Origin of the sequence: Pelosinus baikalensis (assembly GCF_020819555.1) — a bacterium.
GTDB classification, from domain to species: domain Bacteria; phylum Bacillota; class Negativicutes; order DSM-13327; family DSM-13327; genus Pelosinus; species Pelosinus baikalensis.
In genome coordinates this window covers 20,592-46,026 of sequence record NZ_JAJHJB010000009.1, presented here as the reverse complement: position 1 = coordinate 46,026, position 25,435 = coordinate 20,592, and the positions used below count along the sequence as shown (strand labels likewise).

Below are 25,435 nucleotides of genomic sequence, written 5' to 3'. Positions count from 1 at the left end.
AGATTTAAAAAGGTTCGGGGGAGGAATTTATTATGAGCAAGAAATTTTCAGTAGTAGTAGCAGGCGGGGGAAGCACATTTACGCCGGGAATTGTAATGATGCTTTTAGCTAATTTGGATAGATTTCCAATTCGTAAATTGAAATTCTATGATAATGATGCAAAACGTCAGGAAGTTGTAGCAAAGGCTTGCCAAATAATTCTGCGCGAAAAAGCACCGGATATTGAATTTGAAGCAACCACAGATCCGCAGGAAGCGTTCACAGATATCGATTTCATCATGGCACATATCCGTGTCGGCAAATATGCAATGCGTGAACTCGATGAAAAGATTCCGCTTAAGTACAATGTACTTGGTCAGGAAACCTGCGGTCCTGGTGGAATTTCCTATGGCATGCGTTCTATCGGCGGTATCATTGAAATTATTGATTATATGGAAAAGTATTCGCCGAATGCATGGATGCTTAACTACTCCAACCCAGCAGCGATTGTAGCCGAAGCAACCCGTAAACTCAGACCAAATGCTAAGATTCTGAATATCTGTGATATGCCGATTGGCATTGAACGCCGCATGGCAGCCATTGCTGGGCTCAAATCCCGCAAGGAAATGGAAATCAGATATTATGGGCTGAATCATTTCGGCTGGTGGACTAGTATTATGGATCACCATGGCAACGATCTTATGCCGAAAATCCGTGAATATGTTGGCAAAAAAGGCTACAATCTTGATATACCAGAATTCAAGGCAGATACAAGCTGGACGGTTACTTACGACACGGTCAAAGAATTTTATCAGCTTGATCCTAGTACATTGCCTAACACATACCTCAAATATTATCTCTGCCAGGACGAAGTTGTGGAACATTCCAACCGCGAATATACAAGAGCCAACGAAGTCATGGATGGCCGTGAAAAGACCGTATTCGGCGAATGTCGCCGCATTGCAGCAGCAGGCACAGCCAAGGAATGTGGTTTTGAAGTGGATGAACATGCTTCTTACATCGTAGACCTTGCAAGAGCTATTGCCTATAACACAAAGGAAAGAATGCTCCTGATTGTTGAAAACAACGGTGCTATTTCTAACTTTGACCCGACAGCTATGGTGGAAATCCCTTGTATCGTAGGCTGCAAAGGACCGGAACCTCTGACAGTCGGCAAGATTCCGCAGTTCCAGAAAGGTCTTATGGAGCAGCAGGTATCAGTAGAAAAGCTTGTTGTTGAAGCGTGGGCAGAAGGCTCATACCTAAAACTCTGGCAGGCACTGACAATGTCCAAGACAGTACCAAGTGCCAAGGTTGCAAAGCTTATTCTTGATGATCTCATTGAAGCCAACAAAGACTACTGGCCGGAGCTCAAATAAAATAGAAAAAAATATACGAAGGGTGTACCTCGCAAATGGGGTACATCCTTCATGTATTTGTAGGCGGCATGACTAATTCATAGTATGGAAGGATAAGTGATTCTTCAAAGCCGAGACTCTTTGCTAATCTGTACGATCCAATATTTTCTTTTTTGCAAGCCCAAATGGGGATATAGTTGTTTTCTTGACAATAAGCTAGCAATTTTTCACAGACCAGTTTTGCGAATCCCATTCCCCGATAGTTTTCTGATGTTTCCACACCAATTTCTAAAACGTTTTCAAATTTGCATGAGGAAAATGCTATTGATACGATAACGTTTCCGCTCATTAAGGCATAACCTATCCCATCTGCCATAAAATCTTCTTTTGATTTCCAAAAATAATTGGGTATTACAGATCCTTCTATTTTCTCCCATGTATCTGCATCTATTAATTTTATATTATATTTAGGAGAAATAGTTACAGTTTTATTATTATAATTATATTTAAAGTTCACACGTCGCCATTGAATCACATGATTTTTTCGATAGTTTTCAATCAGTATTTCAAGTTCTTTCGGTGAATATTCAACTGCTAATGCTGTATAGTTTATTATCTTCGCTTTTGTTATTTCTCTTAATTTATCATTCCATTCCTCGGGATAAACCTGTAGCCACTCATATTTAGAACGATTTCTATTTGTATTTGACATATAATCAACGAGGCTGGTGTTAAAAGTTTCATTGTCAGTATTGCCAAAAAGTAGCGACATACCATATGAATGGGCAATAAACACAGTATTAGGGTTATCCTGGTTATCAACCCATACATTGCCATTAGCTTTTAATTCCAAAACCGCCCTTGCGAATAAAGTGTTGTATGGAATTTCATATAGCTGCTCTAGTATCTTTCCATAGTTATCTTGTTGTAATAGTTCCATTTTGTTCACCTCATTATCAAATTTATTATTAGTAGTATATAATAGGAAATGTGGTAGTTCAATTGTGGAATATTTAATCTGTACTAGTACAAAGAAATTTTTGAGGTATATTATGAGCAAAACTCAAATGGTAAAAGAGTACATTTTTAGTGAAGTTGAAGCTGGAAAGATAAAGGAGGGGAATCATCTTCCCAGTTGTAGGGAAGTAGCTTTAAAACTGTCCATAAATAAAATTACGGTTAACAAAGCATATCGTGAGCTTGAAAGTGAACATAAAGTATTCAGTATTCCCCGTGGAGGATTTTACCTGGTCGATTCTGGAGCAAAGCGACTAATTATCCATAAAAAAATTGATTATATGGCCATTAAACCTGAGGAGAAACTGATTCCTTATCGGGAGTTTACTCATGTCATTAATAAAGCTGTAGACCTATACAAAGATAGTTTGTTCGAGTATGAGCCAACAGCTGGATTGGTAACTTTAAGGGAAACTTTCAACAATATACTCCAGAAAGACGGTATTTATACAACTGCTGACAGGATAGTTATTACTCATGGAGCCCAGCAAGCCATAAGTCTCGTATTTCAGGCTGTCTTTCCCAAGAATAAAGGTAAATTGCTTCTTGAAGTGCCTACATATGGACTTGCTCTAGAATTTGCGAATTATCTGGGGATCGATATTATAGGGATTGAAAGAAAACGGAATGGATTTGACTATAATGAATTGGAACTATTATTTAGGAGAGGTGATATCCGTGCATTCTATGTAATTCCGAGACATCATAATCCGACTGGCTATACGCTTTCTGAGAATCATAAGGAGAAAATAGCTAATCTCTCCAGTAGATATAATGTGCTTGTTATCGAAGATGACTATCTGGCGGATGTGGGAGATAAAAGGGGATCTATGCCTATTCATTATTATGATATAAGAAAAAGCACGGTTTATATTCGAAGCTTTTCCAAAACCTTCATGCCTGGAATAAGAATGGGAGCAGCTGTACTTCCTGAATCTATGATTGAATCGGTTACAAAGTTGAAAAAACTTAGCGATCTTAATACATCCAGGCTTCCACAGGCAGCATTAGATATTTTCATAAAATCGGGTATGTATGAAAAACAAATCAAAAAAGTACGAAAGTCATATGAAGCTAAGCTGAGAAAAGCAAAAGAAATTCTTAGTTCGCTGAGTCCGGAAGAACTTATCTGGCATGTCCCTGAGCATGGGATATTCATTTGGATGCAACTACCAGAGTATATAAATATGACTGCATTGGAGATAAAGCTTGAGAAGCAAGGAATTATAATAAAATCCGCGAGGGAATTCTTTTTAATGAAAGAATTAGTCCAAGAATGCAGCAGCTCAAGGGATTTAAATTATCTAAGGTTATGTATTTCCAGCATTTCGGAAAAAGATATTGAAAGTATAGCTACTATAATTTCAGCCATTCGGAGTTTTGATGAGAGGTGAGTGGATACGTCGACGCACTCCTGAGGGTAAATTGTCGTTTTTAAAACGACTAGATGTTGATTACTTTAGTAAATTATCATTAGTTTGGAGGATATGATGAAAGCGATAGGTTTTGACTTGGGTGATACATTAATCTATTACAAAAACGTTCCTTTGAATTGGGAAAAATTATATAGAGAGGCACTATTGAAGGTTGTAGATTGTTGCAACCTTGTAATAAATGAAAAAATGCTTTTCGATGCAGAACACATACTAGCAAAATACAACACAAGGTTGAATCCGAGAATAGAAGAAATTGATGCAAATAAAATTTTTACAGAAATTCTTTTAAAATGGAATTTTAATGTTGAAAAAAATTTAGTATTGTCTCAAGAAGTATTTTTCGAATTCTTTCAAAAAAAAGTCGGTCTTTATGATGATACTATTCCTATTTTAGCTTATCTAAAAAATAGGAATTTAAAAATTGGAATACTAACAGATGTTCCTTATGGCATGAATAAACAATATGTTAATCGTGATATTGAGTTAATTTCTGAATATATTGAAGTAGCCCTTACGTCAGTAGAAGTAGGGCGCAGAAAGCCTTGTTCCAAGGGGTATCTGGAGTTGGCAAAATTTTTAAAGGTCGAACCTTATGAAATGATATATGTCGGAAACGAAGAGAAAGATATTATCGGTGCTAACAATGCGGGTATTTACTCAGTGCTTATTAATAGAGATGATAAAGTAATTTTTTCAGGTGAAAAATTGAGAATCACAAGCCTGTTGGAACTAAAATCATTATTTGATTAATCGGGATTTTTTAGATCATAATCTTTACGAATGCTAAAAAAAATAAAGTAGATTATGGGTAGCCTCTCTTTAAATTTGACATAGTGTTTTTGGCAAGTAAAAAATACAAAAAACGGCAGCCAAAACATACATAGGACACTTGCCGATAATACAGTAGTATAAAAATTACAGAAAAATTCAAAGGCTATAGGAGAAAATTCAATAGCATATAAATAAGGGAACCCACAAAAAACTTGCTCAATTTTGTATCAATTTGCAGGAGTTCTATTGATTTTATGGGAATATATTACTTATATGAAAATGGTAATTTTACTTTTTTGTAAAGTATCATGACCAATCATCTACACTCCAAATACCCCTATCCCACTGTTTAGGGCGGGTACTTTTATTGATTATTACAACAGAAGTTTCAATTACTGCAAAGCCCTTTTTTATAAAACATGGCTACAGAGTAATAAGCAACAAACTGTTGAGCGTAAAGGTCAAATGCTAATTAATTTTCTTATGAGGAAACAGTTTAAGATTGACACTTAAAGATACTTGGTGTGATGAATAGGGGTTTGTGAAGAATCCTATAGAAGGAACTAACTACCGATGTACTTATATCGGACTGAACAGAGTCTTTACTGCAATTATTTGGAGGATAAATATGGAAAATGGCGAATTGATATGAAAATAGTGAAAACTAACTTTAAACCGTAACCGGAGGATGATTCATGAATATTATGCTACCTAAAAAAACTGCATTGATCATAATTGACGTGCAAAATGCTATAGATCACCCAGAATGGTCTAAGTATGGAAGTAGAAATAATCTTAAAGCTGAAGAAAATATGTCATTACTACTAAGTAAATGGCGACAATCAGGGCGTAAAATTATTCACGTAAAGCATGAATCAAAGGAACCTAATTCAACGTATCGTTCTGGTGATATTGGATGCGAGTTCAAGGAGTGTGTTTCTCCCATAGAGGGTGAATTAATTATTATTAAACATGTTAATAGTGCTTTTATAGGAACGGATCTAGAGGCGATTCTCCGCGAGTCAAATATTTCACATCTAGTTGTGTTTGGAGTCATTACAAATAATTCAGTGGAGACTACCGTAAGAATGGCAGGCAACCTAGGATTTAATACTCATTTGGTGGAAGATGCAACATTTACTTTTGCTAAGCCTGATTATACAGGGAAAATCAGAACCGCTGATGAAGTTCATACTATGTCTCTGGCAAATTTAGAGAATGAGTATTGCAAAGTTGTCTGCACTGATCAAGTAGTAAAGATAATTGAGGATGAATATAGTGGAGATTTTTAATTAGAGAAGCATTGGTAAGTGATAGTGAGGTTTTGACAGAGAGCTTTTGTATCAAAGAGGTATTATATTTTGGGTGCTTTGTGTACAGGTTTGTTTTTAGGAAGGTTGTTTGGTTATATGAGCCATTATAAGGATGATACAGAGGGCGATCTTGCTTAATATACTGATATCTAGATTTCGCATATAACGAGGTCAGAGGTAGCAGTCGATTCTAGAATGGTGTGAAAAATAGACGTTAGTCAAAAATTATCGGCTAATGTCTATTTGGAGATTGATTATGAAGTTTGTCATGTCATGGAAGGAAATTCATGAGGCACAAAGCTAGTCATAGAAGTGAATTAAAAACCGGTTAAAGATAGATAAATAAAGGACTCATACGGTCATTCTTTTTAAGATTGTGAGAGAGAAGCGTATTGTTGAAAATAGTGAAAAGCCACAACCCTTGAAAATTGAGGGGTTGTGGCTTTTCACTTAAAAATCGGATTTGAAAAGAATGTCTGCCAATATACATTAAATATTTTTTTCTGTGAAATAGTATAATAATGCCGCAACTGGCATACTTAGTCCTAAAATTGATGCAAACATCCAGCCGCCATAAGCATAGGCCCAGCCGCCTAATGCCGATCCGATCGCTCCACCAATAAAGAAAACAGCCATGAATATTCCGTTTACGCGCCCACGTATTTCACTTCCTAGTGAATAAATAGCACGCTGACTGAGAACTAGATTGCCGGATACAGCCATATCTAACGTAATAGCTGCAACGACTAGCATAGCTAAAGATATTGTTGAATGATCTTCAAATATATGAGTAAGTAAAAAAGATAAAGCCGCAATTACAATTGCCACACCCGTCAATATTTTTGTCCATCCCTTATCGGCCAATCTTCCCGAGATAGGAGCTGCTATGGCGCCGGCCACACCAGCAAGGGCGAATAAAGCAATTCCTTGCTGTGACAAATGGAAATCACTAACTAACCATAACGGTATTACTGTCCAAAACAGACTAAAAGCGCCGAATAAACAAGCTTGATATAAGGAACGGCGGCGTAAAACAGGCTTTGTTTTAAAAAGTGACCACAAGGAGCTAAGCAATTCGCCATAATTCATGGTAGGTGAAGGTTTACGCTCAGGAAGAACTAAAGCTAACAGTACAGCCAATATTGCAGTAATGGCAGCAGATAGAGTAAAGACTGCCCGCCATCCCCAAAGATCAGTAATAAAGCTGGCGATAGGCCGGGCAAGCATTATTCCAAGCAGTAGTCCACTCATTACATTACCTACTACTTGACCTCGCCGCTCTTCTGTTGCTATATGGGCTGCATATGGTACCAATATTTGAGCTGCCACTGAACCTAGCCCGATAAACATTGCTGCCGCAAGAAAGAACAGCGCGTTATTTGCCAGGGGTGCTGCAACTAATGCACAAATAACGACTGCTAATGCTGACACAACTAATCGCCGATTTTCAATAAGATCGCTAAGTGGAACAATAAATAATAACCCAAAAACATAGCCAATTTGGGTCAGTGTTACGATTAATCCTGCTGACGCCAGAGGAAGATGGGTATCTGCACTGATAGGTCCAACTAAAGGTTGTGCATAATAAAGATTTGCAACAATAACCCCACATGCAATTGCTAGCAGGAATGTGATCCAGTTTGGAACTTTCTTAGTTTCTGTTCGTACGTTATTCATATGACAATCCCTTCCTTAGTTCATTTTTTTCTTTTACGTCTATATGGTATTATGTAATTAAATACAATACTAAACGTTCGGTTTCTATAAATATATTATAAACTGAACGTTTAGTATTGTAAAGATATATTTTCTTTTCTTACGAGAAGATATTTAGTATAATGTACGTATAGTTTTAATGGACACAAAATACACAGGGAGGTATTTCCTTGGAAAAGAAAAAAGGGCGTCCCCGTAACGTCGAAACAGAAAAAGCCATTCTTGCTGCCTCATATGATTTGTTGTTGGAGAATGGCTTTGGAGCTGTAACTGTAGAAAAAATTGCTGAACGAGCAAAGGTTAGTAAAGCGACAATTTATAAATGGTGGCCAAACAAAGCTGCGGTTGTTATGGACAGCTTTCTATCTGCTGCTACGTCTAGGCTTCCGGTGCCGGATACAGGTTCAGTTATCAATGATGTAGTAATTCAAGTTACCAATTTAGCTAGGTTTTTAACTAGCAGAGAAGGAAAAGTAATCAATGAGCTAATTGCAGAAGGACAATTTGATTTAAAATTGGCAGAGGAATATCGATCAAGATATTTTAACCCTCGACGACTTGATTCAAGGCGTATCTTAGAGCGTGGGGTACATCGAGGAGAATTGAAGAAAGACTTGGATATTGAATTGAGCATTGACCTAATTTATGGTCCGCTTTTTTATCGATTATTAGTAACAGGTGAAAAATTAGATGAACCTTTTATAGAGGTATTAATAAACTATGCTTTTGAAGGCATTAAGTCAAAGAGATAATTTGCATGGCCAATATATAGTTCGGTTATATTACTTCTAGGCAGAAAGGGAAGGGTGAGGCTACCCAGTGAAAGAAGTGACTGATGTAAAATATCGAACAATATATTTTTATGGATAATTCCATTAAAAGCACTTTTGGGTGGTTATAGACATATTTCTTATCGTGGTAAAGGAAATAGACATTAGTCAAATTATTGACTAATGTCTATTTTTTCAAAATATTAGTTTGAAAAAGAAACAGTTGCGAATTGCAACTTATATATGATAAGATCTTTATAGGAGGTGCATTATATGAGCTTTACTAATCCTAGCCAACGTCTCAAAGAAAGTACGAGGCTATTAACCCGGAAACTTGGATTCTTAGAAAGAGACGAGGCAGTATGTTGTGGTGTAACATTAACTCAATGTCATGTAATTGTTGAAACGGGTAGGAAGCAAAAAATATCTGTTAATGAATTGGCTGAATTACTGAATCTAGATAAAAGTACAGTAAGTAGAACCGTGGATCAATTAGTTAACAATGGTAGTTTGATTCGGGAAGCAGACCCAGATGATCGTCGTTACGTCATGTTAAGATTAGATTTAAAAGGTGAAGAGTTATTTAAAAACATTGAGCAGCGAATGGATATATATTTTACTGAGACTCTGGAATCCATACCCGAAGAGAAAAGAAAACAGGTAATAGAGGGGTTAGAAATCTTCTCAGAGATGCTAAAAAACATAAAATGTATCTAATGTTTTACCCATAAAGAGAGAATCGTTGTTAAATTCTTTAGTCATATTCTCTTATTAAATAAATCAATTGGAGGTTTATATATGACACAAGATATTAGGGAAAGTGTAAGAAAGAAATATGCGCAGGCTATTATTAATAAGCGGAGTTGCTGCGGCAGTTCTACATATAACAACCCGGTAACAGGAAACTTATATGAAACCAATGATATCGAAGGATTACCAGAGGACATCATTAAGGCATCTTTTGGATGTGGTAATCCAACTGCTCTTGCACAATTATACGCAGGAGAAGTAGTTCTTGATCTAGGTAGTGGTGCTGGACTTGATGTACTTCTCTCGGCAAAGAGAGTTGGTCCCTATGGTAAAGCTTATGGATTGGATATGACAGATGAAATGTTAGCAGTAGCCAAAGAAAACCAAGAACGTTCTGGAATTTTAAATGTTGAGTTTTTAAAAGGTCACATAGAATCCATACCATTATCAGATAATATAATAGACGTAATTATCTCTAACTGCGTCATTAATCTTTCCGCTGATAAAGATAAGGTTTTACAGGAAGCATATCGTGTGCTAAAGCCTGGTGGAAGATTTGCTATCTCAGATATTGTATTAACCCGGGAATTGCCAGTAACTATACAAAAAAATATAACTGCTTGGGCGGGATGTATCGCTGGAGCATTGCTGGAACGAGAATATCAAGAAAAACTTATGGCAGCAGGCTTTACGGATATAGAAATCTTAAACACACGAAACTATGATTTTGACGATGAGCAGGCAGCAGTATTTTTTCCTGATCTAACAGAAGCTGAAAGACAAGATTTAAATGGGTCTTTAATAAGTGCTTTTGTCCGAGCTAAGAAGCCAATTGATGTGTTTGTAGAGGGCAAAGAATATGTTATTCGTACTGCATTAGAAGCTGATTTACCTATAATCCATACCCTTTTAATGGAAAATGGCTTAACAACTTCTGGTGTACGGGAAAATTTAGCGAATTTCTTAGTAGCTGATTACCAAGGTGTTATAGGAGTCATTGGGATTGAATTTGCTGGAAATGGAGCAATGTTAAGGTCCATGGCAATTTCTAAAGAATTACGCAAACGCGGTATTGCAACCGCCTTAATTGAGCGGTCTTTAGAAATATCACGTCAATTAGGGGTAAAAGAAGTATATATTATGACAAATACGGCTGTCAGGTTTGCCTCTCGTTGGGGATTCTATAAGATACAGCGTTTGGAAATACCGGGGGATCTCATGTTAAGTTCTGCATTAAGTAACTTGTGTCCAGCAACAAGTATTTGTATGAAATTAGACTTATAGAATTTTTTTATTAGTACAAAAGCATATAAATTTTAGTAAAGCGATTAATTTATTGAAGAATCATAGCAACCGATGACGAGTGATAGGAAAATTACAAGAACCACATCCCCAATATCAACATGATATAGAGAACCTTAAAATCTATCGGGAACAAAACGATGAATGCGGGACTTTAGAAAATACAGGTGCTTAACACCTTCCAGTTAGTATAAAGATTTTATCCCATTCCAGAATTTGGGGATAGGATGCGTATCATAGGATTAAGAGAATGCTATATTGGACAGGAATGCGGAAGCAGAAGTGTATCTTGGTAAAATAGTTCATAATATAAAGATCTAGCAAATATTAAAGGGAAGCTATCGATAATCTACCTTATTAACAGATTATCGATAGCTTCTCTTTAATTTAGTAGTGAATAGGAGCAATTTAATCGCTAGTAGGGATTATCAACTTATCCCCGTGTCCCCATAGATCAAAACATATGTTGACAAAATCCATTAAATCCGTTATTGTGATAGTTGACTAAGTCCACTAAAAAGAAGGGGTATAATGAATGTAAATGATAATATTATAGCGGATATAAGGCGATTCAATAGATTTTATACGAATAGACTTGGGGTATTAGATAGGCATGTATTGGATACTGGATATTCTTTAACAGAGGCACGGGTAATTATAGAAATCGGTATTATGGAGCAGTGTATAGCAAACAATTTGGTCGATAATCTGGAAATTGATCGCAGCTACATGAGTAGAATAATTGCCAAGCTTTACAAAGATGGACTGCTTATAAAGAAAAAAATCACGTTGGATCACAGAACCAGTCTGATTAGTTTGACCTCAAAAGGGACTGCGCTATATAAACAGCTGAATGAAAAATCTGATGAACAAATAGTGAGATTAGTACAAGGATTATCACAAAAAGAAATTAAAGAAATACATGCTTCTATGTTGTTAATTCAGAAGAAATTGGATAGATTGGAGAAGATATAAGATGATACGATTTGAAAGTGATTATACAGAAGGCGCTCATGAGCGAATTATGAAACGATTATTGGAAACCAATGAAGAGCAGACACCCGGTTATGGTATGGATGAACACTGTGAAAAAGCTAGAGCTTGTATTAGAAAAGCGTGTCATGCAGAGAATGCAGATGTACACTTTTTAGTTGGAGGAACACAGACGAATACTACTATTATCGCTTCCATTTTGCGCCCGCATCAAGGCGCAGTTGCTGCAATTACTGGACATATCACAGTACATGAAACTGGGGCGATTGAAGCTACTGGTCATAAAGTACTTACTTTGCCGAGTGATGATGGGAAAATTCAGGCAGAACAGGTAAAAGAATTATATGATGCTCACTGGAATGATGTCAATCATGAGCATATGGTACAGCCCGGCTTGGTTTACATTTCTCACCCTACCGAGAATGGAACCACTTATAGTAGATCCGAATTGGAAGCTTTAAGTAAAGTTTGCCGGGAATGTAGTTTGCCGCTGGTTATGGATGGCGCCAGATTAGGATATGGTCTGGCTTCTAAAGGCAGTGATTTATCTTTGGCAGATATTGCAAAGCTATGTGATGTATTTTATATAGGGGGAACGAAAGTTGGAGCATTGTTTGGTGAGGCAGTAGTAATTATAAATGATGCTTTGAAAAAAGATTTTCGGTATTTTATCAAGCAAAATGGAGGAATGCTGGCTAAGGGGAGGTTATTGGGAATTCAGTTTGAAACCTTATTTGAAGATGGCTTATACGATGAAATTTCTAAGCACGCCGTGGATATGGCGATTATGATTCGGGAGGCATTTGCTAAAAAAGGATTTTCTTTTCGATATGACTCTACAACAAATCAGCAGTTTCCAATTTTGCCGGATGAAGTTTTAATGGAATTAAGCGAAAAGTATTCTTATTCTTTCTGGGAAAAAGTCGATGCTGCACACAGTGCTGTGAGATTTTGTACCAGCTGGGCTACGAATAAGAAAAATGTTGAAATGCTGATAAAGGATATTGAGGCATTATAATGGGACAGGTTATCTGTCCCAGACATCGAAAAGGAAATATAAATGTAAATTGGGCAACTCCGTCAGAACAGGCAAAACATGAAGCATTTGTACTGCACTTCAATATACAAGTGTAATTGTTAATGACAATTTTGAAGCGACAGAGGATTTGGATATCACAGTAGATCTAGTAAACTCTATAGTAAGTCAATAAAGTTTTACATTATATATCATTAAGAAACCCACGAATTTCGCGGGTTTCTTGATCTTGATTTTTATAATTAATGTAGGACACTGCGCGTAGTAGAGAACATAACGTTGCCTATTAGTAGCTGTATCGTATAAAATAGAACGTATTATAAAGTTTGTTGTAAGGGGAATTAGTTATGATTCAAACTGCGAATCTTCAAGTGACAATTCGATCATTAAAGGGGAAGCTTTTAGCTGCTTATGAATATTTAGCAGAACACAATGATCAAGAAAATGCGGTCAAAGTTAAGCAATTAGCAGGTAAATTAGTAAATGAGGAATTTGCCATTGCATTTTGCGGACATTTTTCTGCAGGAAAATCAACGATAATTAATCGCTTGGTGGGGGAAAATTTACTGCCGTCAAGCCCTATTCCAACCAGTGCTAATCTTGTAAAAGTCAAAGCGGGAGAAGAGTATGTAAAGGTATTTTTTAAAAAGGACAAACCTCGTTTATATCTCGCTCCCTATGATTATGAAATGGTAAAAAACTATTGCAAGGATGGGGACCAAATCCAGGCAATTGAAATTAGCCATTCAGATTCCCAGCTGCCAAGTCAAACCGTTATTATGGATACGCCCGGTATTGATTCTGCAGATGACGCCCATCGTATTGCCACGGAATCCGCCATTCACCTTGCTGATCTGATTTTTTATGTAATGGATTATAATCATGTTCAATCAGAGTTGAATTTTATGTTTACAAAAGAGTTAACAGAAGCCGGCAAAGAGGTTTATCTTGTTATTAACCAAGTTGATAAGCATTCCAATCAGGAACTTTCTTTTTCGGAATTTAAAACAAGTGTGGTTGAATCATTCTCATCATGGGGAGTAAAACCGGCTGATATTTTTTATACTTCTTTAAAAAAAGATGACCATGAATATAATCAATTTTCTGAGTTACAGGCTTTTTTAGCGGAGCGGTTAAAGGAGAAAGATAGCTTACTCCTTCAATCTATTTCTCATTCCCTGCAAAAAATCATCAAAGACCATTTGGATATAACAAAGAAGAAGAATGAACTTGAGCTAGAGCCATTCAAGGATATCTTAAATGAATTATCCGTTAAGGAGCAGGAAGACTTAGCAGATAATTACAACAGGCTGAGTGAAGAGAAAAACGCTTTAGGCGAGGGGCCCGAAAAGGCTGAAAGGGAATTTGATTCCGAGGTCAATAAAATCATGGCAAATGCCTATTTGATGCCGTTTGAAACCAGGGCGCTTGCGGAGGGCTATCTTGAATCATGTCAGAGCGAGTTTAAGGTTGGATGGCTGTTTACAAAACAAAAAACGTTAGCTGAAAGACAGGAAAGACTGGATCTCTTTTACCAGGGTATACTCGAAAAAACAAAATCACAGGTAGAGTGGCATCTTCGTGATTTTCTGTTACGATTTTTAAAGGAGAAACGGGTCGACAATAAAGAATTGCTTGCCAAAATCCAGAGCTTTACTGTTCATTTTTCAAGTGAATTATTAGCTGCCGCTGTAAAAACGGGGGCCCGTTTATCCGACACTTATGTTATAAATTACACGGATAATGTTGCAACCGAAATTAAACTTTTGGCTAAAAGCGTTTTAGCTGAGCTTAAGATCGAAATACTCAATGCCCTGCATGATAAAAATACTGCCATCCAATTACGATTAAGCCAAAAATCAGCAAGCTTGGAACGATATATCGCCGCACTTGAGCAGGTGAAAAAATATGAGTTAGCTGAGAGTATTGAGCAAAGGTCGCTCGAAATGCTGCTTATCGAGACAAATGAGGCAACGGATGACCGTTTTCATTTGTTTGATCTAAAAGAAGAGGAATTTGAGGTAGTTTATGGGCAAACTGGGCAGGCTCCGCAGGTGCAGAAAAAATCGAGTCTCCTGATGAACAAGCCAATCCCAAAAGAAAAAACTCCATTACCCGCTAACGCCTCAGACCGGATGAAACAGACAGCTGAAAAATTGAAGAAGACGGTACAGCTTGTTCAGGGTTTGCCTGGCTTTAAGAAGCTTGCAGGTGAACTGAAGGAAAAAGCGGAAAGATTAGATCATAAAGGTTTTACGGTTGCCTTATTCGGGGCATTTAGTGCTGGTAAATCTTCTTTTGCTAACGCGTTAATCGGAGAAAGAGTATTACCTGTTTCACCAAATCCAATGACAGCGGCAATAAACAAAATTAAGCCGATCAATGAGTCATATTCACATGGGACTGTTCTCATTAAGCTTAAAGAGGAAGGTGCGATGCTCGAAGAGGTCAATCATGCCTTGAAACTATTTGATCTTCATGGGGAGAGCTTAGCCGATGCAAGGACTAAAATAGAAAAGCTCAATGGGCATTTGGGCCAGCAGGGTGCAGCCGAGAAGACAAATTATGCTTTTTTGCAGGCATTTACACGTGGGTATGCTGCTTTTAGCGAACAGCTAGGTACAGTACTCCAAAAAACGATAACTGAATTTAGTGATTATGTTGCAATAGAAGAAAAATCCTGCTTTGTCGAATGGATTGATCTGTATTATGATTGTCCGTTAACCCGGAGTGGAATTACTCTAGTCGATACCCCGGGGGCGGATTCCATTAACGCCCGTCACACAGGAGTGGCCTTTGACTTTATAAAAAATTCGGATGCTATTTTGTTTGTAACCTACTATAATCATGCATTTTCAAAAGCAGATCGGGAGTTTTTAATTCAGCTGGGGCGTGTAAAGGATTCATTTCAATTAGATAAAATGTTTTTTATTATAAATGCCATTGATTTGGCCGATAACGAGGAAGAAAAGGAAACCGTTACTCTATATGTCCACGAGCAGCTAATAAAATATGGAGTCAGAAATCCTCACTTATATCCATTATCAAGCTTACAGGCACTGAAAGAAAAAGAGGAAAGGACAACCCTTCCCGTCTCAGGAATGTCAGCTTTTGAGGAGGCTTTTTATCATTTTATTACCAATGATTTGGCTAACTTGGCGGCTCGAGCATCCAACAATGAACTAAACCGCGTTTCTCGTTTAGTAGCAAAGCTCATTGATAGTACCAGAGAAGATGCTGCAGTTAAAAAGCAAAAGCGGGCAAATATCGAAGCCGAGAAAGCGGGTATACACGCAATTCTTGTTAAGCAGACGGCACAAGATTTAAAAAACCGCCTGTATCAGGAAACAGAAGAATTAATTTATTATATCAAGCAGCGGGTATTTTTACGTTTTACTGATTTCTTTAAAGAAGCATTCAATCCTACTGTATTACGCGATGATGGCCGTAACCTGAAAAAAGTTTTGCGCAGTGCACTGGACGAATTACTCGAACAAATTGGATTTGACTTTGCACAAGAAATGAGAGCAACGACTGTAAGACTGGATCGCTTTGCTGAAAAAATAACAGCAGAGTATCAGATAGTGCTTGTCGAAAGGATTCTTGAGATGAATCAGGATTTATCCTTTTCCCTTTTTGAATTTGAGAATAAAGCACAAATTGATTTTGAAGTCGCTTTCAAAGATATTCAGTATGGGCTGTTTTCGAAAGCAATGGCTTATTTTAAAAATCCAAAATCATTTTTTGAAAAAAATGAAAGCAAATTAATGAGTGATGAGATGTATCGTGTGCTGAGCTCTGCAGCAGATGAGTATTTGCAGAATGAACAAAAAAGGATACAGGTTCTATATGGACATGTCATGGAAGATGAGTTTGAACAATTAATCTCGCACATGACGGAACAAGCTGATGACTTTTATTTAAGTTTGCTCTCAGCCTTAGATGGCGGAGTTCCAGCCGAACAGCTAATAGAGATCCAGCAAAGATTAACAGAACTTAATAAAGGATGATGTTGATTCATAAGAATAATTCAAATACACTTATCATTGTTCTTCATGAGATTTATGGGATTAATAAACATATCAAACAGGTATGTAAAGAATTATCAAAACGTAAGTATGATATTATTGTTCCTAATTTGTTGAATGACAGGATTATGTTTCGCTATGACCAAGAACAAATTGCATATAGTTATTTTATTAATAAAATCGGCTTTGAAATTGCTATGAAACAGATAGAGGAAATTCTTTATAGCGTGAGATCAAATTATAAAAAAATATACGTCCTCGGGTATAGCATAGGGGCTACTCTTGCTTGGTTGTGTAGTCAGACAGGATTATGTGATTTGGTTGTTGGGTTTTACGGTTCAAGAATACGAGAGAATATTGCAATAGTACCCCAATGTCCCACTTTATTGTTTTTCCCTACTGAAGAAAAATCTTTTGACGTAGATGATTTGATTATGCAACTAAGTGAAATAAATAATATTAGCGTCAAAAAGTTATCTGGTAAACATGGTTTTGCGGACCAATTTTCGAAAAACTATAACAATAAGTCACTTCTTATAGCCAGTAAAGAGATTTTATTATTTGTTAAATCAGTATCAGCGTAATGCTGATACTGATTTTTATACATACTAAATACGAACATGACATGTAAAGATATATAAGGAGAAAGTATGATTAAAGAATTTGAGAAATCTGAAATAGATGAAGTTATGAATATTTGGCTTGTGACTAATATTAATGCTCACAATTTTTTGCCAGAGAAATACTGGATAGATAACTATAAGGTTGTTAAAGAGCAATACCTGCCGATATCGGAAACCTTTGTTTATAAAGAGGATAGTGTCATTAAGGGATTTATCAGTATCATTAACGACTCTTTTATTGGGGCGTTATTTGTTGCGAAAGAATATCAGGGCCAAGGGATAGGCTTAAAGCTAATCAATCACTGTAAATCTTTATATCCCAAATTAGAATTAGCCGTTTATGTAGACAATATTGGTGCAGTTGACTTTTATAAGCGGTGTGGCTTTGAATTTCAAACAGTGCAGGTCAATGAAGATTCTACATTTAGAGAGTATACAATGTTCTGGAATAGAATGAGTTAGGTGATGGTTCCATGCCCCATTTTGACAGGGGCTATCTTCTACACTATGTTAAAAATATTATCCCTTTTCTATCATGTTATCACTGCCGCTAGCTATTATTGGCGCCATTGTCGGTCTCGTGATTATGCACAGTGATTTGAGTCTTTTGAGGTATTAGTGTAATGCTGATACTTTTTTTGTGCGCGAACAAAGGAAGAAATTTTTTTTCTAGATTCGTCTTTAATATGTAATACTAGTTTTTTCGATTTCGAATATATATAGATAGAAGTTGAAAATAGTAATGACTAGGTGCGTTTTAGGTTCCCTCGGCTTAGATTTGAAGAATTTTAAACATATTTTTATATCAAATTGCCGCGGTTACATAAAAATAATGAAGGATTTTGTGGAAAAATATAGAAAATGAGTAAAATAAGCCTTGTGAGAATATAATGTAATTTACTGCGACCCTCAACAAGGAACTTGTATGATAACGCAGTAATAGATTGGGGGAATTGCCCTTGAATTTTTTATAGGAAAGTGTGACCAAACCAGATGGATAAAAACTTATTAGATGAGGAGTATAGGTATGAAACAAGTAGATTTTATGAGTCATGAACTAAATGTTCCTGAGCTTACGCTTCGGGGAATATTGCTGGGAATGATAATTACGGTCATTTTTACGGCATCTAATGTTTATTTGGGCTTAAAAGTAGGACTCACGTTTTCGTCGTCTATTCCTGCAGCTGTTATTTCTATGGCAATTTTGAAAATGTTTAAAGATTCCAATGTCTTGGAAAATAATATGGTTCAGACCCAGGCATCGGCAGCAGGCACTCTTTCAGCAGTTATATTTATTATTCCCGGCTTACTGATGCTCGGGTATTGGCAAGGATTTGCTTTCTGGCAAACTTTGATGATTTGTGCTTGCGGCGGCGGCCTTGGCGTGTTGTTCACAATCCCACTGCGCCGTGCTATGATTGTCAATAGTGATTTGCCTTATCCTGAGGGGCTCGCAGCTGCAGAAATTTTGAAAGTAGGCAGTGGTAATGCTGCGGGATCCAAAGATAATGGTATAAAAGATATTATGTTTGGTGGTATTTTCTCGGCTATTGTCAGTTTATGTGCAGAGGGTTTTCACGCTATTTCGTCGGGAGTGCACTATTGGTTCAGTTTCGGCAAGGTTACTTCGCAGCTGCCTCTCGGATTTTCTTCTGCTTTATTGGGAGCTGGCTATTTAATAGGTATTGCCAGTGGTATGGCAATGTTAGCAGGGACTATTTTGTCATGGGGCGTATTTGTGCCCTATCTTACATCTGTCATGTCTCCGGCAGCTGGGCAGAGTGCCAGTGCGTTTGCATCTGCTATATGGGCACAAAAGGTGCGCCTTATCGGTGCTGGTACCATAGGGATTGCTGCAATATGGACACTGATTACGCTTATAAAACCAATCATAGATGGTATGCGCATTTCGATACAAGCTATGAGTCGTTCAGAAACCGGAAAAAGTTTGCACCGCATGGATACGGATTTGTCTCCGAAAACGACAGCCATGGTTTTGAGTATTATTGTTATTGGGTTGCTGGGAACATTTTATTCCTTTATTGCAGATGCGAACCTGTCAGCAGGTACCACAGGGATTTTTGTTGTTACAGGTGTTGCTATCTCTATTTGCATGGGATTTTTTGTAGCTGCTGCATGTGGTTACATGGCCGGACTAATTGGAACATCAGCCAGCCCGATTTCGGGGATCGGCATCTTAGGAATTATTGTATCTTCTCTTGTGGTACTTGGAATAGGTACTGCAGTCAATCTTTTTGACACAGAAATAGGAAGTAAATTCGCCATTGCTTTAGCTATATTCATGACGAGCGTGATTGTCAGTATTGCTGCTATTTCGAACGATAATCTGCAAGATTTAAAAACTGGTTATCTTGTTGGCGCTACGCCATGGAAACAGCAAGTAGCTCTGTTGGTGGGCTGCGTCGTCGGAGCATTTGCCATTGCACCGGTATTGAATTTATTATATGAGGCGTATGGTTTTGTCGGGGCTATGCCGCGCACTGGAATGGACGAAAGCCAAGTCCTATCTGCACCGCAGGCGACTTTGATGACTACGATCGCCCAAGGGATTTTCAGTCATAATTTGGATTGGAATTATATTCTTTTCGGCGTGGGAGTTGGGATTTCAATCATTATTGTAGATGTACTATTGAAAAAGAACTCGGCAAAATACTGTCTGCCGCCGTTAGCTGTAGGAATGGGTATTTATTTGCCGCCTACTTTGGAAGTGCCCCTTATCATAGGTGCTGTCATGGGTTATTTTGTGAATCGTTATCTACGTAATCGGGCGATTGAGCGGAGTCCGAAAAACATAGAAGAAGATGTGGAGAAGTGCAACCGCCATGGTGTATTGTTTGCGTCTGGGCTGATAGTTGGCGAAAGTATAATGGGAGTCATCATTGCCATTATTATTGTACTTTCAGTAACAGGCGGTGGCAGTGATTCGCCGCTGGCAATCGTAGGTAAGGATTTTGGCCCCACAGCCGATTGGCTCGGCTTACTCGTATTTATTGCGATGATTGCTATATTTATTTATCGCATTGTTAGTGTAAAATTTAAAACTAATTAATGAATCAGGGAGCTGTATCATCTATAATAGTGAAAACTCCTGCAAAGTTCAGCTTTGCAGGAGTTTGTATTTTACTTCTGGCGGAATTTCTGCTGGAATAAATATGTCATTTCACATCATTAAGCGACTATTGGGTGAAAATGTTGCGAGAATGACTGCAAAGCGTATGGAGTATGATATTATTATTTAATTTTTAGCAATTATCTCGACAGTGGTTTTGTCTAAGATATATTATTGTCATGATAACTGTTGTCATGACAATAATATGGAGGAAAATATGCATTTTAAATTAGATGATTCACTCGGCTTTTGGATAAATGTTGTTGCTGGAAAAATGAACTAAATCGTAATATTAGTCAGTACAATGTCACGGCTGAACAGTGGGCCGCTTTAAGTAGGTTGTGGGAAGAACTGCGGTTCGAATCATGACTCTCTTTTTGATATGCAGGATTTTTATTGTATTTAAGAACAGGAGAAAAGTGGATATGAAAGAATATATTTGTAAAGTAATGTACGAAATTTTTTGGATGTGAGGAATATATGGAAGAAGAGAGACTTAAATTGAATTCAAGAGACCTATATTTATACTGTCTAACTAAACCCGGATCAATTGAGGATTATCCTTTCGGCGCCGATGTGATTGTTATTAAAGTAGCATCCAAGATATTTGCACTACTATCACGTAGGCACGGTCAGGATATTCTTTCGCTGAAATGTGATCCTGACTATTCTGAGCTATTAAGACAACAATGCCCAAGCATAACACCCGGATACCATTTGAATAAACGGCACTGGAATACGTTACTGCTCGACGGTAGTATTCCAGAAAAAGAAATAAGAGGCTTAATTGATCATTCTTATGAGCTGGTATATAAATCACTTCCCCGGAGAAAGAGGATGGGAGATCAGGAAGACTGGTGAATTTCATTAACGGTGAAAAATACGATGCTGAGAATACTGGTCCGGGAGCTAATGGTTTTTAGAGTCATCTAGTGTTTGAATATAAATGAGACAGGGAGTTGAGATAAAATGTTCAATGCCTATCTAATGGCTGGTCTAGCGATGGTATTTTGGGGTATTGCTCCGATCTTTGGGAAATTGGGGCTAGGTGAAATGCAACCGTTAGTCGCACTCACTATTCGTAGTCTGGTTATTAGCGTCATTCTTCTTATAACGATGACTGTGTCTGGGCAGTGGGGTAATATCGCCGAAGTAACAGCAAAAGATACTACATACATTGTGCTTGAAGGCATTTGCGCCGCTTTATTAGGGCAACTGGCTTATTATTATGCACTAAAATTCGGTGAAGTTGGTCGTGTATCACCGATTGTTGCAGCGTTTCCGCTAGTTGCCCTGCTTTTAGGTATCGTTTTTTTGGGAGAAAAGGTGACATTTTATAAAGTTGTTGCGGCTTTTCTAATCACCTCAGGAATAGTTCTTTTAAAGTATTAGACATGTTTAAAGAAAAATATGAGGTACATTATGCCAAAGAATAAACAAAACTATATCTGGCGGCTACAAGAGATCTTCTTAGTTTCACTTTATTTGGGTCTTACCTCTTTCGGGGGACCAATCGCACACCTTGGATATTTCCATACTGAGTACGTCAAGAACAGAAAATGGATTACGGAAGAAATATATAGTGATTTAGTCGCCTTATGCCAGTTCTTGCCTGGTCCTGCCAGTAGCCAGGTAGGTATAGCTATTGGAACTTACCAGGGCGGTATATTAGGCGGATTTTTAGCTTGGCTCGGTTTTACCGTACCGTCCGTCCTCATCCTGGTGTTTGCGTTCTATGGTTTACGAGAGATCGACCCAGCTAGATTGGTCTGGATACATGGTCTAAAAATTGTTGCGGTCGCTGTTGTTGCCCAAGCTGTATGGAGTATGAGTACTAAATTAACGCCTGATAAAGAGCGAGCTACTATTGCTCTCTTGGGAGCAGCGATTACTTTGCTATGGCCTAACGCATATATGCAAATATTGACCATCATGGTAGCGGGTTTGGCAGGTACGGTTTTCGGGAGACATAGAGTAACTAGTCAACACCCCAATATGGTCTTTCCCCTTAGGAAACGTACCGGTGCTATTGCGCTTTTCTTATTTATAGGGCTGCTTATTGGGTTACCGTTACTGCGTCAAATAACGACTAACGAATGGGTAGGTGTATTCGATAGCTTCTATAGAATTGGCTCCCTGGTATTCGGTGGGGGGCATGTTGTTTTGCCAATGCTTGAAAAAGAGGTTGTTCCTGTTGGATGGGTAGAACGGAGCCAATTTTTAACAGGTTATGGATTAACGCAAGCGGTGCCTGGTCCGTTATTCACTTTCGCTTCATATCTTGGGGCAGTCATGGGCGGGTGGCCTGGTGCCATAATCACAACCATTGCGATATTTTTGCCTTCTTTCCTGCTCGTTATCGGTGTAATACCTTTTTGGGATACCCTAAGAACAAAGTCTTGTCTACAATCTGCATTGTGGGCAATCAATGCGGCAGTAGTTGGTATATTGCTTGCAGCCCTATATGACCCGGTATGGACATCAGCAATCCGTAGCACAGCAGACTTTACAATTGCAATTATATGTTTTGGACTGCTTCAATTCTGGCGTGTGCCGCCCTGGTGTGTGGTAATTGTAGCGTGCCTGCTAACCTTATAGACTCATAGCTTCCTCGGGTTAAAAACGCCATGTCATTAAAACATAACAATTCGCGAACGAGATAAAAAAATGCAGCCTACTACCTTAATGGGGTAGTAGGCTGCTACTGTTTTTAAAGACTTTTTTGGAAAATGACCCACGTTATGATATATAGATACTCAGTTTTATAAGTGGATAATAAGATATAGTTGCCATTTTAATTTATTGTAATTATTGTAAATTGCGAGTGCTATAAATTTGCAATCAAAAAAGAAAAGTAGTAAAATATACTTAACCCGGTTATGCATTTACGCGGTAATGTAATCTATTTTAAGATAGCAGCTTTGAAAGGTGATTTTATGGATAAGAAAAATGATGAAGAATATATACATGTAATTGGAGCTAGAGAAAAAAATCTTAAAAATATTGATGTGAAAATCCCAAAGAAAAAAATAACTGTCTTTACCGGTGTTTCAGGCTCAGGAAAATCATCGTTAGTATTCGATACAATAGCAGCAGAATCACAACGACAGCTAAATGAAACGTATTCAAGTTTTATTCGTCATCGCTTGCCGCACTATGGACAGCCTAATGTGGACGCTATTGAAAACTTATCTGTTGCAATTATCATCGATCAAAAACGAATTGGAGGAAATGCAAGGTCAACCGTTGGAACGATTACAGATATATATTCGTTGCTAAGATTATTGTTTTCGCGTATAGGGAACCCCTTTGTTGGATATTCTGATGTTTTCTCATTTAATAACATTTCAGGAATGTGCCCGAAATGTGAAGGATTAGGTAAAATTGATACGATAAGTATTGAACGGTTGCTGGATGGAAATAAGTCTCTCAATGAGGGAGCAATTTTATTTCCAACCTTTGAGCCAGGCGGATGGAGATTAAAAAGATATATCCATTCAGGATTTTTTGACAATGATAAGAAAATACAAGACTTTACTGAGGAAGAATTAGAGTTGCTTTTATACAAATCAGATATTAAAGTAACTACCTCTGATCCGGAATGGCCGAAGACTTCACTTTATGAAGGCCTTATACCGAGAATTACAAGAAGCTTTTTGAAAAAAGAGGAGGGAGAATCGACCAAATATAAAAAAGAAATAGCTAGGATTGTTGGTAAAGAAAAGTGTCCTATGTGCGGCGGTGCTCGATTAAATCAAACCGTATTTCAGTGCAAAATAAACAATAAAAATATAGCGGATTGCGTTGAAATGCAAATTACTGATTTGGTAGATTTCATTCGTACAATTAATATCCCAAAAGCAGTAACCATGGTCACGGCTATAGCTAATCGGCTAGAACATCTAGTTTCGATTGGCTTAGGCTATTTGAGTTTAAATCGCGAAACCTCAACTCTTTCAGGCGGCGAATCACAACGAATAAAAATGGTTCGACAGTTAGGAAGCAGTTTAACAGATATTACTTATATTTTTGATGAACCAAGCATTGGGTTACATCCTCACGATGTAAATAAAATTAATGCTCTATTAAAACTCTTATGTGATAAAGGGAATACCGTATTGATAGTCGAGCATGATCCGGACATTATTAAAATTGCAGACTATATTATTGATATGGGGCCTAGAGCTGGTACAAATGGTGGCAAAATTATATATCAAGGTGCTTTAAATGGCTTGGCGCAAATAGACACACTTACAGGAAAATATTTATGCAATCAAACAAATTTGAAAAAGAAAATAAGAAACGCAGTTGAATGGTTATCACTAAAAAATGCGCATTTGCATAACCTTAAAAATATTGATGTGAATATTCCTAAAGGTGTTATGACGGTAGTAACTGGGGTTGCGGGCTCAGGAAAAAGTACATTAATCAATCAGGTGTTACCCCAATTTTACCCTGATACAATTTTTATCGATCAGAAGCCAATCAAAACCTCAAAGCGTTCTAATATCGCTACTTTTACAGAAATATTTGATATAATAAGAGAACTATTTTCAAAAGAAAATGGTGTAAAGCCTGCTTTATTCAGCTTTAATTCACAAGGAGCATGCCCAAACTGTAAGGGGTTGGGAGTAATATATACAGATTTGGCATTCATGGATACGGTGGTAAATATATGTGAGGTTTGCCAAGGCAATAGATTTATAGATGAAGTATTAAGTTACAAATTACGTGGTAAAAGCATAAGCGAAGTTTTAAACATGACAGTTGAAGAAGGCTTAGACTTTTTCTATGAAAAAGAAATAGCAGCAACCTTAAAAAGGCTGGCAGATGTAGGAATAAATTATATTACACTCGGACAACCATTAAATACTTTATCTGGCGGTGAATTACAAAGAGTGAAGCTTGCTGTTGAACTGGAAAGCAAAGGGAATATCTATGTACTGGACGAGCCGACAACTGGACTTCATATGTCAGACATATCAAAGCTTCTTAAGATTTTAGACCACCTTGTTGAAAAAGGCAGTACAGTAATTGTGATAGAACATAATTTAAATGTTATCAGCCAAGCAGATTGGGTTATTGATTTAGGACCTTTTGCAGGACAAAATGGCGGTAACGTAATTTTTGAAGGGTCACCAAAGGATTTAATAAATTGTAATTACTCCATTACAGGACAATGTTTAAAAACATATATTAAGTAAGGAGAATAT

The 25,435-nt window shown here is 37.4% G+C and carries 19 protein-coding genes; 17 read left to right on the top strand and 2 right to left on the bottom strand.

Going from position 1 to position 25,435, the window contains the following annotated elements; genetic code table 11:
* Nucleotides 1-29: 29 nt before the first annotated feature.
* Nucleotides 30-1,358, top strand: a complete 1,329-nt coding sequence (locus tag LMF89_RS08625) for a 6-phospho-alpha-glucosidase (RefSeq protein ID WP_229534769.1) — start codon at nt 30-32, stop codon at nt 1,356-1,358.
* Nucleotides 1,359-1,407: 49 nt separating this feature from the next.
* Here LMF89_RS08625 and LMF89_RS08620 read toward each other — a convergent pair whose 3' ends face one another.
* A complete protein-coding gene (locus tag LMF89_RS08620) occupies nt 1,408-2,277 on the bottom strand; it encodes a GNAT family N-acetyltransferase (RefSeq protein WP_229534688.1) in 870 nt (289 codons plus the stop codon).
* Between the two features lie 127 nt (nt 2,278-2,404).
* On the opposite strand from LMF89_RS08620, the gene LMF89_RS08615 reads away from it, so the two are divergent.
* From LMF89_RS08615 to LMF89_RS08605, 3 genes are all read left to right on the top strand, one after another.
* Nucleotides 2,405-3,748, top strand: coding sequence for an aminotransferase-like domain-containing protein (locus LMF89_RS08615; protein WP_229534687.1), 1,344 nt, complete (start codon nt 2,405-2,407; stop codon nt 3,746-3,748).
* Nucleotides 3,749-3,841: 93 nt separating this feature from the next.
* Nucleotides 3,842-4,540, top strand: a complete 699-nt coding sequence (locus tag LMF89_RS08610; RefSeq protein ID WP_229534686.1) for an HAD family hydrolase — start codon at nt 3,842-3,844, stop codon at nt 4,538-4,540.
* Between the two features lie 716 nt (nt 4,541-5,256).
* On the top strand, nt 5,257-5,853 hold the full coding sequence (locus LMF89_RS08605) for a cysteine hydrolase family protein (protein ID WP_229534685.1): 597 nt from the start codon (nt 5,257-5,259) through the stop codon (nt 5,851-5,853).
* Between the two features lie 510 nt (nt 5,854-6,363).
* Here LMF89_RS08605 and LMF89_RS08600 read toward each other — a convergent pair.
* Nucleotides 6,364-7,551, bottom strand: coding sequence for an MFS transporter (locus tag LMF89_RS08600; protein ID WP_229534684.1), 1,188 nt, complete (start codon nt 7,549-7,551; stop codon nt 6,364-6,366).
* A gap of 209 nt (nt 7,552-7,760) precedes the next feature.
* Between LMF89_RS08600 and LMF89_RS08595 the strand changes: the two genes are divergently transcribed.
* From LMF89_RS08595 to LMF89_RS08535, 13 genes are all read left to right on the top strand, one after another.
* Entirely contained in the window at nt 7,761-8,342 is a 582-nt protein-coding gene (locus tag LMF89_RS08595; protein ID WP_229534683.1) for a TetR/AcrR family transcriptional regulator, read from the top strand.
* Nucleotides 8,343-8,633: 291 nt separating this feature from the next.
* Nucleotides 8,634-9,077: a MarR family winged helix-turn-helix transcriptional regulator gene (locus LMF89_RS08590; protein ID WP_229534682.1), complete on the top strand. Its 444-nt coding sequence runs from the start codon at nt 8,634-8,636 to the stop codon at nt 9,075-9,077.
* An 81-nt stretch (nt 9,078-9,158) separates the two neighbouring features.
* On the top strand, nt 9,159-10,394 hold the full coding sequence (gene arsM, locus LMF89_RS08585; protein WP_229534681.1) for an arsenite methyltransferase: 1,236 nt from the start codon (nt 9,159-9,161) through the stop codon (nt 10,392-10,394).
* A gap of 549 nt (nt 10,395-10,943) precedes the next feature.
* Entirely contained in the window at nt 10,944-11,387 is a 444-nt protein-coding gene (locus LMF89_RS08580; protein WP_229534680.1) for a MarR family winged helix-turn-helix transcriptional regulator, read from the top strand.
* 1 nt (nt 11,388) lies between these two features.
* Nucleotides 11,389-12,423 carry a threonine aldolase family protein gene (locus tag LMF89_RS08575; protein WP_229534679.1) on the top strand — a complete coding sequence of 345 codons (1,035 nt, stop codon included), beginning with the start codon at nt 11,389-11,391 and terminating at the stop codon, nt 12,421-12,423.
* A gap of 365 nt (nt 12,424-12,788) precedes the next feature.
* Complete coding sequence (locus tag LMF89_RS08570; protein ID WP_255711118.1) at nt 12,789-16,451, top strand: dynamin family protein; 3,663 nt, start codon at nt 12,789-12,791, stop codon at nt 16,449-16,451.
* Nucleotides 16,448-17,053 carry a dienelactone hydrolase family protein gene (locus LMF89_RS08565; protein ID WP_229534677.1) on the top strand — a complete coding sequence of 202 codons (606 nt, stop codon included), beginning with the start codon at nt 16,448-16,450 and terminating at the stop codon, nt 17,051-17,053. The genes LMF89_RS08570 and LMF89_RS08565 overlap by 4 nt, the downstream gene beginning before the upstream one ends.
* 66 nt (nt 17,054-17,119) lie before the next feature.
* Nucleotides 17,120-17,554, top strand: a complete 435-nt coding sequence (locus LMF89_RS08560; protein WP_229534676.1) for an N-acetyltransferase — start codon at nt 17,120-17,122, stop codon at nt 17,552-17,554.
* Between the two features lie 565 nt (nt 17,555-18,119).
* Complete coding sequence (locus tag LMF89_RS08555) at nt 18,120-20,162, top strand: OPT family oligopeptide transporter (RefSeq protein WP_229534675.1); 2,043 nt, start codon at nt 18,120-18,122, stop codon at nt 20,160-20,162.
* A 540-nt stretch (nt 20,163-20,702) separates the two neighbouring features.
* Complete coding sequence (locus LMF89_RS08550) at nt 20,703-21,083, top strand: MmcQ/YjbR family DNA-binding protein (protein WP_229534674.1); 381 nt, start codon at nt 20,703-20,705, stop codon at nt 21,081-21,083.
* Nucleotides 21,084-21,191: 108 nt separating this feature from the next.
* On the top strand, nt 21,192-21,614 hold the full coding sequence (locus tag LMF89_RS08545; protein WP_229534673.1) for an EamA family transporter: 423 nt from the start codon (nt 21,192-21,194) through the stop codon (nt 21,612-21,614).
* A gap of 30 nt (nt 21,615-21,644) precedes the next feature.
* Nucleotides 21,645-22,820, top strand: a complete 1,176-nt coding sequence (locus LMF89_RS08540) for a chromate transporter (protein ID WP_229534672.1) — start codon at nt 21,645-21,647, stop codon at nt 22,818-22,820.
* A gap of 338 nt (nt 22,821-23,158) precedes the next feature.
* Nucleotides 23,159-25,426: an ATP-binding cassette domain-containing protein gene (locus tag LMF89_RS08535; protein WP_229534671.1), complete on the top strand. Its 2,268-nt coding sequence runs from the start codon at nt 23,159-23,161 to the stop codon at nt 25,424-25,426.
* The last annotated feature ends 9 nt before the right edge of the window (nt 25,427-25,435 follow it).

Excerpts from the sequence above, each read along its gene's own strand:
- LMF89_RS08620 (WP_229534688.1), bottom strand. The coding sequence starts at position 2,277 with ATGGAACTATTACAACAAGATAACTATGGAAAGATACTAGAGCAGCTA.
- LMF89_RS08615 (WP_229534687.1), top strand. The coding sequence starts at position 2,405 with ATGGTAAAAGAGTACATTTTTAGTGAAGTTGAAGCTGGAAAGATAAAG.
- LMF89_RS08610 (WP_229534686.1), top strand. The coding sequence starts at position 3,842 with ATGATGAAAGCGATAGGTTTTGACTTGGGTGATACATTAATCTATTAC.
- LMF89_RS08605 (WP_229534685.1), top strand. The coding sequence starts at position 5,257 with ATGAATATTATGCTACCTAAAAAAACTGCATTGATCATAATTGACGTG.
- LMF89_RS08600 (WP_229534684.1), bottom strand. The coding sequence starts at position 7,551 with ATGAATAACGTACGAACAGAAACTAAGAAAGTTCCAAACTGGATCACA.
- LMF89_RS08590 (WP_229534682.1), top strand. The coding sequence starts at position 8,634 with ATGAGCTTTACTAATCCTAGCCAACGTCTCAAAGAAAGTACGAGGCTA.
- arsM (WP_229534681.1), top strand. The coding sequence starts at position 9,159 with ATGACACAAGATATTAGGGAAAGTGTAAGAAAGAAATATGCGCAGGCT.
- LMF89_RS08580 (WP_229534680.1), top strand. The coding sequence starts at position 10,944 with ATGAATGTAAATGATAATATTATAGCGGATATAAGGCGATTCAATAGA.
- LMF89_RS08575 (WP_229534679.1), top strand. The coding sequence starts at position 11,389 with ATGATACGATTTGAAAGTGATTATACAGAAGGCGCTCATGAGCGAATT.
- LMF89_RS08570 (WP_255711118.1), top strand. The coding sequence starts at position 12,789 with ATGATTCAAACTGCGAATCTTCAAGTGACAATTCGATCATTAAAGGGG.
- LMF89_RS08565 (WP_229534677.1), top strand. The coding sequence starts at position 16,448 with ATGATGTTGATTCATAAGAATAATTCAAATACACTTATCATTGTTCTT.
- LMF89_RS08560 (WP_229534676.1), top strand. The coding sequence starts at position 17,120 with ATGATTAAAGAATTTGAGAAATCTGAAATAGATGAAGTTATGAATATT.
- LMF89_RS08555 (WP_229534675.1), top strand. The coding sequence starts at position 18,120 with ATGAAACAAGTAGATTTTATGAGTCATGAACTAAATGTTCCTGAGCTT.
- LMF89_RS08550 (WP_229534674.1), top strand. The coding sequence starts at position 20,703 with ATGGAAGAAGAGAGACTTAAATTGAATTCAAGAGACCTATATTTATAC.
- LMF89_RS08545 (WP_229534673.1), top strand. The coding sequence starts at position 21,192 with ATGTTCAATGCCTATCTAATGGCTGGTCTAGCGATGGTATTTTGGGGT.
- LMF89_RS08540 (WP_229534672.1), top strand. The coding sequence starts at position 21,645 with ATGCCAAAGAATAAACAAAACTATATCTGGCGGCTACAAGAGATCTTC.
- LMF89_RS08535 (WP_229534671.1), top strand. The coding sequence starts at position 23,159 with ATGGATAAGAAAAATGATGAAGAATATATACATGTAATTGGAGCTAGA.